This window comes from Cyanobium sp. LEGE 06143, from assembly GCF_015207535.1.
Lineage (GTDB): Bacteria > Cyanobacteriota > Cyanobacteriia > PCC-6307 > Cyanobiaceae > NIES-981.
The window spans coordinates 1-13,183 of sequence record NZ_JADEWP010000055.1; the positions used below are offsets into that span (position 1 = coordinate 1).

Consider the following 13,183-nt stretch of genomic DNA (forward strand, 5'->3'; position numbering starts at 1 on the left):
GCCACGGACGGCGTGGGCCTGCTGGAAGCTGGCGAGGCGGCGTCAGCCAGGGGGGCCGTCAGGTCTGCTTGAGGTCGGCCTGCACCTGCTCGGGGAGGATCTGGGCGTAGCGGCCGAAGCCACTGGCCACCTTGATGTAGGACTTGCGCAGCTGTTCGCCGTCCTGGAGCCGGGCGGCCTCATCGAGCTGGGCCATGGACTGCTTGAGCTGGGCGGCCAGCTTCTCGGCCTCAGGACGATCGGCCGGCAGCAGACGCTGGTTGATGTAGCTCATCTGCCGCCCCACCTCCTGCATGGGTCCGCGCAGCAGATTGCGGGTGAAGGTCCAGTCGCGATCCCCCACCAACGTGGCCAGTTCGGGCAGGCGATCCCTGGCGGCCAGGAAGCCCTCGGCCTGGCGCTCGATCACGGCGATGTCCTCGGCGCTGAGGCTGGGGGGCTTGGCCTGGCTGCCGCTGCAGGCGCTGAGACCGAAGGTGAGCACTCCCACCAGGGCCACCAGGGCAAGACGCTTCATCAGGGCACAAAGCGAGGAGACCATCTGGGCGGCCATGGGCGAGCAGCTTGGGCAGGGCTGACTGTACGTCGGTCCCCCCACGCAGACCCGGGGCCGCGGCGGAACCGGCGGGGTCCGGCGTCACAATGCCCCCTGTGCCGGGCCCAGGGCCGATGAGCGTGCCGAGCGCGATCCTGCAGCTGATCTGCCCCGACCGGCCGGGGCTGGTGAGCGAACTCTCCGGCTGGGTGGCGGCCAATGGCGGCAATATTCGCCATGCCGATCACCACACCGATCTCGGCGCCGGACTGTTCCTGAGCCGGATCGAGTGGGCCCTCGAGGGCTTCGGCCTGCCGCGGCAGAGCATCGCCCCGGCCGTGGCAGCCCTGGCCCGGCGACTCGACGGGGAGGGCCTGCTGCACTTCTCCGATGCCATCCCCAGGGCGGCCATCTTCGTGAGCCGTCAGGAGCACTGCCTGGTGGACCTGCTCTGGCGCGTGCGCGCCGGTGAGCTGCCCATGCAGGTTCCCCTGGTGGTGTCCAACCATCCGGACCTGCGGGAGCTGGCGGAGGGCTTCGGGGCGACCTACGTGCACGTGCCGGTGGCCGCCGCGGACAAGGAGGCGGCGGAAGCGGCCCAACTGGCCCTGCTGCGCCAGCACGGCATCGAGCTGGTGGTGCTGGCCAAGTACATGCAGGTGCTCAGCTCCGACTTCCTGGAAGCCCTGGGCCGCGAGCCCGCCCAGGTGATCAACATCCACCACTCCTTTCTGCCCGCCTTCCAGGGGGCCCAGCCCTACCAGCGCGCCTGGCAGCGGGGAGTGAAGCTGATCGGTGCCACGGCCCACTACGTGACCGAGGAGCTGGACGGCGGTCCGATCATCGAGCAGGCCACCGTGCACGTGAGCCACCGCGATGAGGTGGAGGATCTGATCCGCAAGGGGCGCGATACGGAGCGCCTCGCCCTGGCCAGGGCCGTGCGTCTGCATCTGCGCCGCCAGGTGATGGTCTACCGCGGCAGGACGGCGGTGTTCGACTGAGCGGGCTTGAGCTGCTCAGCTGCTGCCGGCTGCGGCAGGCTGCGGCGGGCGTGCTCCGCCAGCACCGCCTGGCTCAGGGGGCCATCGAGGTGGTCCCACGGCAGCACCCGCCCTGGCTCCCAGGTGGCGTGGACCACCGCGTCCCAGGTGGGTGGCAGCGGCAGGCCGGCGGGCCGTTGCACCGTGTCTGCCAGCACGGCCCGATAGGCCCGTTTCCAACCCCCGAGGCTCTCGTGGCTGCCCCGGGCCGCCGCGATCACCGGTGCCAGGCGCCGGTCGCTGCGGGAGAGCAGGGCCTGGATCACACTCCAGCCGTAGCTCTCGGGGCGCAGCTCCACGCCCTTGGGCCGCAGCCGCTTGGCCAGCCGCTTGAGGTGCTGTTCGGCCTCAGGCCTCACCCCCTGCCACTGGAAGGGGGTGTGGGCCTTGGGCACGAAGGTGCTCACGCCGAGGCTGAGCCTCAGGCCTGGGGTGGCCTTCTTGAGCTGGAGCAGCAGATCGGCGGTGGCCTCGATGTCGGCTTCCGTTTCCGTGGGCAGGCCCGCCATGCCGTAGAGCTTCAGGCCGCTGAGACCTCCCTCGCGGGCATAGCGGGCCGCGGCGAAGATCTCCTCGGTGGCGAGTTTCTTGTTCACCAGCTCCCGCATGCGCTCGCTGCCGCTCTCGATGGCGATCGTGAGCGATTTGCTGCCCCGCTTGGCCAGGATCCGGCCCAGTTCCGGCGTCACCGTGGCGGCCCGCACCGAGCTCACGCTGACGCGGGTGCCCTCGAAGCGATCGCCATCCAGCCACTGCAGCAGCTCGGCGAACTGGGGGTGCTGGGTCACCGAGGCCCCCAGCAGCCCGAGTCGCTGGGTCACGGCCAGGCCGGCCTCCACCGCTGGGATCAGGCCGTCGTCCAGGGAGGGGGTGCGGAAGGGAAGGGTGAGGTAGCTCGCCAGGCAGAAGCGGCACAGTTCCGGGCAGCTGCGCACCACTTCCACCATGTGGATCGAGGGCCAGGCCGCCTCGGGGGTGACCACCATCGAATGGCTCAGGGTGTTCCCCTGCCAGGTCTGTTTGGCCACCCGCTCAGGCAGGCCCGGCGCCAGCGGCCTCACCCCCAGCAACGTGCCGTCGGGGGCGTACTCCGGCCGGTAGAGCGACGGCACATAGATCCCGGGCACCTGGGCCAGCCTGGCCAGCCGTTCGGCTCTGGGAGCCTGTCGGCAGGCCTGCAGGGCCTCGATGAACGCCGGCAGCAGCAGTTCGCCGTCGCCCAGCAGCACGGCATCGAAGAAGGGGGCGAGGGGCTCGGGGTTGGCCGTGAGCACCGGCCCGCCGCCGAACACGATCGGATCGGTGTCGCCCCGCTCGCTGGCCCAGATCGGAATCCGCTCCTGCTCCAGCAGATCCAGTAACACCGGCCCGTCCAGCTCCCAGCTGAGCGACAGGCCGAACAGGTCGAGGGCCGCCCCGCGGCCGCGGCTGCGGCCATGGGGCGGATCGCCCTGGTCGGTGAACAGGCGGCGCAGGTCCACGTCGGTGCGGCGGGCCAGACTGGCCCACACCACCTGGTAGCCGAGGCTGGTGATCCCCACGCTGTAGCTGCTGGGGAAGGCCAGGACGGCCCGCAGGGCGCCAGCCTCGGGCTGGGCCGGCTCAAACAGCAGGGTTTCCTGGTGCAGGGGAAAGCGAGACCTTGGTCTCCCTAGCGTCTCACCCTGAGCAGGGGGGCGCTGCCCCCGCCTGCCTCACTTGCCGATCAGGGCTGAGAGCGGACCCATCAGCCCGGAGATGGCTGAGGAAGTTTCGCCCTCGGTCGGGTTGCCTTGGTCCACCGTGCTGATCAATTGCTGGGCACCCTGATCAATCATGGGCCACTTGTCCCCGGCCAGGGGCTGGATCACCGGGGCGGCCTTCTGCCACAGGGCTGAAAAACCCCCCAGGGTGGCCAGGGCCGACTGGAGGTTGCCGCTGTTGAGCTCGGTCTTGCCCTTGTTGAGCAGATCCAGCACCGGGTTCACGGCGGGGGTCAGGGCGGCCTGCCCGGTGGCGGTGGCGGCGTCCTTGACGGCATCCGGCATGGTCTGGCTCACCTGCTGGCAGCCGCTCAGCAGCAAACCCCCGGCCAGGGCTGCGGCGGCGAGTTTCGGCAGGGCTGGCTGGCGGAACATGGGGGCATCGCAAGGTTCTCTATGAACGTATTGGCGATGGAACGGCCTGGCCACATCACTCCGGCTTCGTTTGCACGTCTTGATCTCCCTTGGTCCTGGGAACGGGGCGAGGGCGCAGCGGCACCGTGTTGAGCCGCAGGCTCTCCGAGCCGGAACTCCCCTCCCCTCCGCTGGTTTGCACGGGCACCATCAGCCGCTTGAACAGCGACTGGGGATGGAGCATCTGGGCCATCACCAGGCTGCCCAGGCAGGCGATCAGCACCGGCCGCAGGATCAGCAGATTCTTGGTCACGGCGAAGGTGAGAAAGGTGGCGCTGATCGGTGCCCGGGCGCAGGCGGCCATGAAGGCCCCCATGCCGGCGAACACGGCGGTGCTGGGCGCGTCCGGGCCCAGCTGTTCCACCAGCGCCGCCCCCGCCAGCCCCAGCGCTCCGCCCAGGGTGAGCATCGGCGCGAACAGGCCGCCCGGGGTGCCGGCGGCGGCGGCGATGCCGGTGGTGAGAAACACCACCAGGAAGATCGCCAAAGCCTTGGTGAGATCCACGTCGCCCTCGGCGATCGCCTGGCGGATCCCGGCCCGGTTGMTGAAGTCGGCTGGCAGCCAGGCATCGGCCACCCCCAKCAGGCAACCGGTGACGCCCATGGCGGCCGGCAGGGGAACCTGCCAGCGCAGACGCAGCCRCTGCAGCCCCACCACATAGCGGCAGTAGAGCTCTGCCGCCAGGGCCACCACGGCCCCCAGGGCGAACAGCCACAGCAGGTCGATCGGCCGCACCACCACGAAGGTGTTCACCTGGCGGGACAGCTGGAAGATCGCGTTGGATGGGCTGGCAGTGGAGTCCGGATCGAGGTTCACCAGGCGGGCCAGGCCGAGCAGGTCGGCCCAGGTGTCGGCCCAGAAGGTGGTGACCAGCACCAGCAGCATCACCACCGGTCTGGCGCCCTGCAGCAGTTCCTCGATGGCATAGAGAAAGCCCCCGATCGGAGCCCGGAACACCGCGGCCACCCCAGCGCCGCCGCCGGCGGCCACAATCATGCGCCGGAAGGCGTTGGGGGCCCGCAGCAGCCGGGCCATCTCCCAGCCCACCGAGCTGCCCATCTGCACCGAGGGTCCCGAAGGGCCGAGGGGAAAGCCGCAGCCGATCGCCACGATCCCGGCCACCAGCTTCACCGCCGCCACCTGGAATCCCATCGGCACCGACTGGCGGCGCAGGAACTGCATCACCTGTGGGATGCCCGAGCCCTGGGCCGCCGGGGCCAGGGTCTGCACCAGCAGCCCGGCCAGCAGGCCACCGCCGCCGCCGATGGAGGGCAGCACCAGCCAGTTCGGTCCGAGCTCCTGCATCTGGATCCGCCAGCGCCCCAGGCCTTCCAGGCCGCTGCGAAACAGCACCGCCGCGGTGGTGGCCCCCAGGCCCGTGATGATCAGGGCCAGCACCACCACGAACCAGCGGTGCTGCAGCAGCCGCAGGATCGAGGAGCTGGGAACCGGCTGCAGATGCGGCAGGCCCAGACCTCTCTGCTTCTTCGGCCTGCGCCAGAGGCGACCCAGCATCGGGTCGCCCTCCCCTACACCCCTGCCAGCACCTGGGCTTCCCGCTCGGCGCTCACCACCCGGCCGGAGTCGCCGAAGCCCTCGATCTGATCGAAGTTGAGGTAGCGGTAGAGCTCGGCGCCGTAGGGATCGATCTTCTCGGCGGCGATGGCCAGATACTCCTGCTTGCTGGGGATGCGGCCCAGCTGGGCGCACACCGCGGCCAGCTCGGCGCTGCCCAGATACACTTGGGCGCCGTTGCCGAGGCGGTTGTTGAAGTTGCGGGTGCTGGTCGAGAACACGGTGGTGTTGTCCTCCACCCGCGCCTGGTTGCCCATGCACAGGGAGCAGCCCGGCATCTCCATGCGCGAGCCGGCCGCCTCGAAGGTGGCGTAGTAGCCCTCCTCCTTGAGCTTCTCCTCGTCCATGCGGGTGGGGGGGCAGACCCAGAGGCGGGCGGTGTTCTGCCCCTGGCCCTCCAGCACGTTGGCGGCGGCGCGGTAGTGGCCGATGTTGGTCATGCAGGAGCCGATGAACACCTCGTCCACAGCGGCGCCGGCCACCTCCGAGAGCGGTTTGACGTTGTCGGGGTCGTTGGGGCAGGCCAGGATCGGCTCGGTGATGGCGTCGAGATCGATCTCGATCACGGCGGCGTACTCGGCGTCGGCGTCGGCCTCCATCAGCACCGGATCGGCCAGCCAGGCCTCCATCGCCTTGATCCGCCGCGCCAGGGTGCGGGCATCGCCGTAGCCCCGGGCGATCATGTTCTTGAGCAGCGCCACGTTGCTGCGCAGATACTCACTCACGGTGTCCACCGAGAGCTTGATGGTGCTGCCGGCGCAGGAGCGCTCCGCGGTGGCATCGGTGAGCTCGAAGGCCTGCTCCAGCTTCAGATCCGGCAGCCCCTCGATCTCCATGATGCGGCCGTTGAACACGTTCTGCTTGCCCTCCTTGGCCACGGTGAGCAGCCCCTGCTGGATGGCCACGTAGGGGATCGCGTTCACCACATCGCGCAGGGTCACCCCGGGCTGGAGTGAGCCGGAAAAGCGCACCAGCACCGATTCAGGCATGTCGAGCGGCATGGCGCCGATGGCGGCGGCGAAGGCCACCAGGCCCGAGCCGGCCGGGAAGGAGATGCCGAGGGGGAAGCGGGTGTGGCTGTCACCGCCGGTGCCCACGGTGTCGGGGAGGAGCATGCGGTTCAGCCAGCTGTGGATGATGCCGTCGCCCGGTTGCAGGGCCACGCCACCGCGGGAGGCCATGAAGTCGGGCAGCTCGGCGTGGGTCTGGAGGTCCACCGGCTTGGGATAGGCGGCGGTGTGGCAGAAGCTCTGCATCACCAGATCGGCGCTGAAGCCCAGGCAGGCCAGCTCCTTCATCTCATCGCGGGTCATCGGCCCGGTGGTGTCCTGACTGCCCACGGTGGTCATCAGCGGCTCGCAGGCGGTGCCGGGTCGCAGGCCGCTGAGGCCGCAGGCCTTGCCCACCATCTTCTGGGCCAGGGTGAAGCCCTTGCCGGTATCGGCGGGAGCACTGGGGCGGATGAACAGGTCGGAGGGGGGCAGCCCCAGCTGGGCGCGCACCTTGTCGGTGAGTGAGCGGCCGATCATCAGGGGGATGCGGCCGCCGGCGCGCACTTCGTCGGTGATCGTGCTGGGCTTGAGCTCGAAGCGGGCCACGATCGTGCCGGCGTCGGCTTCACCGGCGGCACGCTCGATCGTGCCTTCGAAGGGACGGATCGTGATCACGTCCCCGGAGGCCAGGGCGCTGACGTCGCACTCGATCGGCAGGGCACCGGAATCCTCGGCGGTGTTGAAGAAGATCGGTGCGATCTTGCCGCCCAGCAGCACGCCCCCGCCGCGCTTGTTCGGCACGTGGGGGATGGCGGAGCCCGTGTGCCAGAGCACCGAGTTGATCGCCGACTTGCGGGAGCTGCCCGTACCCACCACGTCGCCCACGTAGGCCACGGGGTGGCCCTTGGCCTTGAGCTGTTCGATCAGGGCAAGGCCGTCTGGCATGCGCGTCTCCAGCATCGCCATGGCGTGCAGAGGGATGTCGGGACGGGTGGTGGCGTGGGTGGCGGGGGAGAGGTCGTCGGTGTTGGTCTCACCCTCCACCTTGAACACTGTCACCGTGATCGCCTCCGGCAGGGGGGGCTTGGCGGTGAACCACTCTCCGGCGGCCCAGCTCTCCACCACCCGGCGGGCCTGGGGGTTGGTCTCGGCCAGCTCCAGCACGTCGTGGAAGGAGTCGTAGACGAGCAGGGTGCGGCTGAGGCCCGTGGCCGCGGCCTCGGCGATCGCCCCATCGCTGCTGCTGAGCAGCTCGATCAGGGAGCCCACGTTGTAGCCGCCGATCATGGTGGCCAGCAGCTCCACTGCCCGCACCGGGGTCACCAGGGGGCTGCTGGCCGTGCCCTTGGCCACAGCCGTGAGCCAGCTGGCCTTCACATAGGCCGCCTCATCCACTCCCGGCGGAATGCGTTCCGTGAGCAGGTGCAGCAGCATCTCCTCCTCGCCCTGGGGAGGGGCCTGCAGCAATTCGGTAAGGGCCTGAACCTGTTCCGCCGTCAGCGGCAGGGCCGGCACGCCCAAGGCGTGCCGCTCAGCGGCGGCTGCGCCATAACGCGTGAGGAAGGTGTCTGCAGCCATGCCCGGAACTGTCGATCAGACCTCCATTGTTCAGCGCGGCGCCGCCAGTTGTTGGTGTGCGCTGCTGCAAATGGGCGCTGACTAGGGTGTGGGGCGGTCAAGAGCCCACCGCTGCAGCTTCGTCCCATGCACGCCACCACCAGTGATCTCCATGTGGTGGAGACCCGCCCCCTGGTGGCTCCCGCCCTGCTCCACCGCGAGCTGCCCATGGGGGAGGCTGCGGCGGCCACCGTGCAGGGGGCCCGGCAGCGGATCCAGTCGATCCTGCATGGCCGTGACAGCCGCCTGCTGGTGATCGTGGGCCCCTGCTCCGTGCACGACATCACGGCCGCCAAGGAGTACGCAGGGTTGATTGCGGAGGCCCGCCAGCGCCACGCCGCCGAGCTGGAGGTGGTGATGCGGGTGTACTTCGAGAAGCCACGCACCACCGTGGGCTGGAAGGGTCTGATCAACGACCCCCATCTGGACGGCAGTTACGACATCAACACCGGCCTGCGCCTGGCCCGCGAGCTGCTGCTGCATGTCACCGAGCTGGGCCTTCCGGCCGCCACGGAGCTGCTGGATCCGGTGGTGCCCCAGTACATCGCCGACCTGATCAGCTGGACCGCCATCGGCGCCCGCACCACCGAGAGCCAGACCCACCGGGAGATGGCATCGGGGCTGTCAATGCCGATCGGCTTCAAGAACGGCACGGACGGCACCATCGCCACGGCCATCAACGCCGTGGAGGCCGCCGCCCGCCCGCACCATTTCCTGGGCATCAATCAGGAGGGGTGCGCCTCGATCGTCACCACCACGGGCAATCCCGATGGTCACCTGGTGCTGCGGGGGGGCAAGGGCGGCAGCAACTACCACCCCGAGGCGATCGAGGCGGCGGCCGGGGCCCTGGAGGCGGTCGGCCTGCCGCCGCGGCTGCTGGTGGACTGCAGCCATGGCAACTCCAACAAGGACTACCGCCGCCAGGCCGATGTGGCCGCCGAGCTGGCCGAGCAGGTGGCGAGCGGCAGCCGTCACCTGATGGGCGTGATGCTGGAGAGCCACCTGGTGCCAGGCCAGCAGAAGATCCCCGCCGACCTGAGCCAGCTCACCTACGGCCAGAGCATCACCGATGCCTGCATTGATCTCAACACCACCGAACAGGTGCTGGTTCAGCTGGCCGCCGCCGTGCGCGCGGCGGCCTCAGAGCGGCGGCCCCTGGCCATCGCCTGAGCTCCCACGCTTAGCCATTGAGGCTGCTTTCATCCAGGTTGCAGTGATTTAGCACTCAACACTTGAGACTGCTAACTGTTGCTATTGCAATGAAATGTTCGCTCTGGACAGCTTGCCATTGGGCTCTCCATAGGGTTGTCTGGCTGTTGTTGGAGCCGTCATGACTTACCTTCTCCAGTTTTGTGGCCTCAGCGATCCACTGCAGGTGTTCTACCTGGAGCAATCGAGCGGCCCGGCTGTGGCCGGCTTCCGGCCGTTCCAGCTCGATGAGCTGCTCGGCTGGGCCCAGGGCATCGGTCAGCAGCGCCACTGGGATGCTGCGCTGATTCACCGCACGGTGATGCAGGCCTGGATGGAGCGGGCCGACCTGATCCGCCAGTGGCAGCTGCGGCTGAAGGAGGAGTCAGGCGACCGGCTGGTGGTGGCGGCTCTGGGCACCTCCGTCGACTGGGAGCGGCGCTGCGAGGATCTGTTTCGGGCCTGACGCCCAGCCAGCCCGACTCAGCTGGGGCCCAGGGCTTGCCACAGCCAGGCCACCCCCAGCGGCACGGTGAGGTTGTCGATCCCTGCCACCCCCACCTGTTCCAGGGCGGTGGCGGCCAGGGCGATCGGCAGCACCCAGAGAAGAGAGGGACCCGTAGCGACGCTGGCCAGCAGGATCAGCACGACAGCGCTGGCCAGGGCCATCACCGCCGTGCCCAGCAGGGAGCGTCGCTGGCCCAGCACCTGCCAGCTCGGCGACGGGCGCAGCGGCCCGATCAATCCGGCCAGGCCGTCCCCGACGGCCATCACCAGCACCCCCGCCGCCACTGTGGCCGGTTGCTGGGGCCAACAGCACCAGAGCAGCAGGGCAATGGAGGCGCCGTAGGCCACCGTGCCGTAGCTGCGGCGGCCCACATCCTCCACCGCCGGCAGCAGGCGCAGGCGGTGATTCAGGGCGGCCAGCAGAGTCACCACGGCCGCTGCTGGCACGGCGATCTCCCGCGCGATCCCCAGCCCCCAGGCGATCGGCACGACCGCGCCCGTGCCGATGTGCACCAGCTTGCGGCTCCATTCCCGTGGGCCCTCGCCCGCCTCCTGGCCCCAGCGGCGCCGCAGCAGGGTGGCCCCGGCGGCCAGCACAGCCAGCCAGGAGAGCACGGCCAGCACCCCCACCAGCTGCTGCTGCCAGCCCTGCACGCTCAGTGCCGCCCCATCGCGTTCAGGCCGCCTGCTGGTAGTTGCTCATCAGCCGCAGCTTCATGATCGCCTTGGCCTCCAGCTGCCGCACCCGCTCGCGGGACACGTTGATCAGACGACCGATCTCGGCCAGGGTGAGAGGCTCGGAGCCCTCCAGGCCGAAGCGCAAGCGGATGATTTTCTGCTCCCGTTCGTTGAGCTGGGAGAGCCAGGCGCCGAGGTGCTCCTTCTGGATGTGGCGATCCATCGAGTCGAAGTGTTCGTTGCTGGCCGGATCGGCGATCAGCTCGCCCAGGGTGCTGCGATCCTCTTCGCCACGGGCGTGGGCATCGAGGGAGGCACAGGGGGCGCTCTGGGCCATCAGCTCCTCCAGGTCCTGGGGGCGCATGTCCATGGCATGGGCCAGCTCCAGGCGGTTGGGTTGCCGCCCGAGCCGATGGGAGAGCTCCCGGGTGATGCGGCGCATCTTGGAGAGCTTCTCGCTGATGTGGATCGGCAGGCGGATCGTGCGGGCGCTGTTGTCGATCGCCCGGGTCATGCCCTGGCGAATCCACCAGTAGGCGTAGGTGGAGAACTTGTAGCCCATGGCCGGATCGAACTTGTCCACGGCGCGCTCCAGGCCGATGGCCCCTTCCTGGACCAGATCCAGCAGCTCCAGGCCCTGATTCTGGTACTTCTTGGCCACGCTCACCACCAGGCGCAGGTTGGCCGCCATCATGCGATCCCGCGCCCTCTGGGCCATGCGGATCTGGCGCTTCTGCTTGGGCGTGAGCTCCTCGAGAGGAACAACCTGCAGACGCTTGCCGGCCTGAACGTGATGGGCCAGCTCAATTTCTTCGGCCGGCGTGAGAAGTGGCACACGGCCAATGTTGCTGAGATACCAGCCGATGGAATCGGCACTCAGGCGGCCCGAAGCCCGTGCACTTGGCGTGCGTGATTTTGAAGCTGATGCGGCCGGCTTTTTGACGTCAATCAAGTTGACGTCCGAACCGGATTGCAAAGGCGTCCCCACACCCATGCCTCCGAAATTGAATGTGGGCGGAATGTAGCACTACTGACCTGAAGGCAAGGGGTAAATAGCGAAGACTTTCGGAAATGCGACCCGCCAATGCATGCTTTGGTGTCTACCGATGCATTTCTTTGTCTCAACCGGGCCCTCCGCCCTGCCTGTGTTGTTCTCGGTGGGAGGTTACCGCCTGGCCCGTTCAGGTCAAGCCTGGAGCCTTCAGGCCACGGCCTTGCGGGCCGGACTGAGGCCGCCACGCCAGCGTTCCATCAAGGTGGCCTGGGCCCGCAGGCCGTCGCCATCGCTGGGCCGCTGCTCAAAGCTGCCATCGCCGCGCATGTGCCAGCCGCCGGCGTCGTTGAGGTAGAGGTCCAGCACCGCTTCCAGCTGGTGGCGCAGGGCCGGATCCTCGATCGGGGCCACGGCCTCCACGCGGCGGTCGAGGTTGCGACTCATCCAGTCGGCACTGCCTAAATACACCTCAGGCTCGCCAGCGTTGGCAAACCAGAACACCCGGGAGTGTTCGAGGAACCTGCCGATCACACTCACCACCCGGATGTTGTCGCTGATTCCTTCCAGACCCGGCCGCAGGCTGCACATGCCCCGGATCACCAGCTCGATCGTCACGCCGGCCTGGGAGGCCTCATAGAGCAGGGCAATGATGCCCGGATCCACCAGGGAATTCATCTTCGCCCTGACGTGGCCACCTCGACCCGCCCTGGCGTGGTCGATCTCCCGCTGGATCAGCCCCAGCTTGCGCTTCCGCAGTGTCACAGGAGCCACCAACAAGCGGCGGAAGCTCTGCTGCTTGGAGAAGCCGGTGAGGTAGTTGAACAGCTCCACGAGATCGGCACCGAATTCCGGCCTGGCCGTGAGCAGTCCGAAGTCGGTGTAGAGGCTTGAGGTTCTGGCGTTGTAGTTGCCGGTGCCGATGTGCACGTAGCTGTTGAGCCGCTCCTTCTCCTTGCGCACCACCAGCAGGATCTTGGTGTGGGTCTTCAGGCCCAGCACCCCGTACACCACATGCACGCCGGAGCTCTCCAGGCGCTTGGCCCACTGAATGTTGTTGTCCTCATCGAAGCGGGCCTTGAGTTCCACCAGGGCCATCACCTGCTTGCCGTTCTCGGCCGCCCGGATCAGGGCGGCGATCACCGCCGAGTCCTTCGAGGTGCGGTACAGCGTCATCTTGATCGCCAGCACCAGCGGATCGTCGGCCGCCTGATTCAGAAACTCCTCCACGGAGGTGGAGAACAGGTCGTAGGGGTGCTGCAGCAGCACATCACCCCGGCGAATTACCGAGAAGATGCTCTCGAACTCCTCCGCCTTGAGGGAACCGTCCTCCAGCAGGCCCTTCTGGGCGCGTGCCAGCAGCGGGCTGGTGCGGCCCTTGTGGGGCCGGTCCTTGAGCTGGGGCAGCGGCACGGCCAGGAGGCTCATCAGATCGTCGAGCCCGAGGGGGCCGCTGACCCGGTAGACATCCTCCTCTTCCACGGCGGTGCCCTGCATCAGCAGCTGCAGCACCGACTCCGGCACCTCGTCGGCCACCTCCAGACGCACCACCTCGCCACCGCGCCGACGCTTGCGCAGGCCCTCCTCCAGGGCCTCCATCAGGTCGTCGGCCTCGAGATCGCGCAGCTCCAGATCCGCATCGCGGGTGACGCGGAAGAAGTAGTGGCCCTCCACGCTCATGCCCGGGAACAGAAGTTCCAGGTTGAAGGCCACCACCTGCTCCAGCGGCACGGCGCTGAACACCGGGGCGGGATGGCGCCCACTCAGCTCGATGGGGATCTGCACGAAGCGGGGCAGGTTCTTCTGGGGCACCTTCACCCGGGCGAACTCCTGCTGACCGGTGTCGGGGTCACGCACCAGCACCGCCACGTTGAGGCTGAGGTTGCTGATGAAGGGAAAGGGG

The 13,183-nt window shown here is 68.6% G+C and carries 11 protein-coding genes; 3 read left to right on the top strand and 8 right to left on the bottom strand.

Translation table 11 applies throughout. The features are described 5' to 3' along the window. Window positions 1-58 precede the first annotated feature (58 nt). On the bottom strand, window positions 59-541 hold the full coding sequence (gene psbQ, locus IQ216_RS05665; protein ID WP_228007184.1) for a photosystem II protein PsbQ: 483 nt from the start codon (window positions 539-541) through the stop codon (window positions 59-61). Between the two features lie 128 nt (window positions 542-669). Here psbQ and purU point away from each other — a divergent pair, with 128 nt between their 5' ends. Then, complete coding sequence (purU, locus tag IQ216_RS05670) at window positions 670-1,536, top strand: formyltetrahydrofolate deformylase (protein ID WP_193814700.1); 867 nt, start codon at window positions 670-672, stop codon at window positions 1,534-1,536. Here purU and IQ216_RS05675 read toward each other — a convergent pair. The 4 genes from IQ216_RS05675 to acnB form a co-directional block, all read right to left on the bottom strand. After that, a complete protein-coding gene (locus IQ216_RS05675) occupies window positions 1,506-3,203 on the bottom strand; it encodes a radical SAM protein (protein WP_193814709.1) in 1,698 nt (565 codons plus the stop codon). The two genes, purU and IQ216_RS05675, sit on opposite strands and share 31 nt — an antisense overlap. A 66-nt stretch (window positions 3,204-3,269) precedes the next feature. Then, window positions 3,270-3,692: a hypothetical protein gene (locus IQ216_RS05680; RefSeq protein WP_193814701.1), complete on the bottom strand. Its 423-nt coding sequence runs from the start codon at window positions 3,690-3,692 to the stop codon at window positions 3,270-3,272. A 55-nt stretch (window positions 3,693-3,747) separates the two neighbouring features. Next, window positions 3,748-5,247 (bottom strand): ClC family H(+)/Cl(-) exchange transporter, encoded by a 1,500-nt coding sequence (locus IQ216_RS05685; protein WP_193814702.1) that lies wholly within the window; start codon window positions 5,245-5,247, stop codon window positions 3,748-3,750. Window positions 5,248-5,261: 14 nt separating this feature from the next. Further along, window positions 5,262-7,877, bottom strand: coding sequence for a bifunctional aconitate hydratase 2/2-methylisocitrate dehydratase (acnB, locus tag IQ216_RS05690; RefSeq protein ID WP_193814703.1), 2,616 nt, complete (start codon window positions 7,875-7,877; stop codon window positions 5,262-5,264). 126 nt (window positions 7,878-8,003) lie between these two features. Here acnB and IQ216_RS05695 point away from each other — a divergent pair, with 126 nt between their 5' ends. After that, window positions 8,004-9,086 (top strand): 3-deoxy-7-phosphoheptulonate synthase, encoded by a 1,083-nt coding sequence (locus IQ216_RS05695; RefSeq protein ID WP_193814704.1) that lies wholly within the window; start codon window positions 8,004-8,006, stop codon window positions 9,084-9,086. Between the two features lie 160 nt (window positions 9,087-9,246). Beyond that, a complete protein-coding gene (locus tag IQ216_RS05700; protein WP_193814705.1) occupies window positions 9,247-9,570 on the top strand; it encodes a hypothetical protein in 324 nt (107 codons plus the stop codon). Window positions 9,571-9,587: 17 nt separating this feature from the next. Here the strand turns inward: IQ216_RS05700 and IQ216_RS05705 are convergent, their stop codons facing one another. The 3 genes from IQ216_RS05705 to ppk1 form a co-directional block, all read right to left on the bottom strand. Further along, window positions 9,588-10,265, bottom strand: a complete 678-nt coding sequence (locus IQ216_RS05705; protein WP_193814706.1) for a dolichol kinase — start codon at window positions 10,263-10,265, stop codon at window positions 9,588-9,590. Window positions 10,266-10,287: 22 nt separating this feature from the next. Beyond that, window positions 10,288-11,277: a sigma-70 family RNA polymerase sigma factor gene (locus tag IQ216_RS05710; protein WP_370566624.1), complete on the bottom strand. Its 990-nt coding sequence runs from the start codon at window positions 11,275-11,277 to the stop codon at window positions 10,288-10,290. Window positions 11,278-11,490: 213 nt separating this feature from the next. Next, a partial coding sequence (ppk1, locus tag IQ216_RS05715; protein WP_193814708.1) for a polyphosphate kinase 1 occupies window positions 11,491-13,183 on the bottom strand: 1,693 nt, incomplete at its 5' end.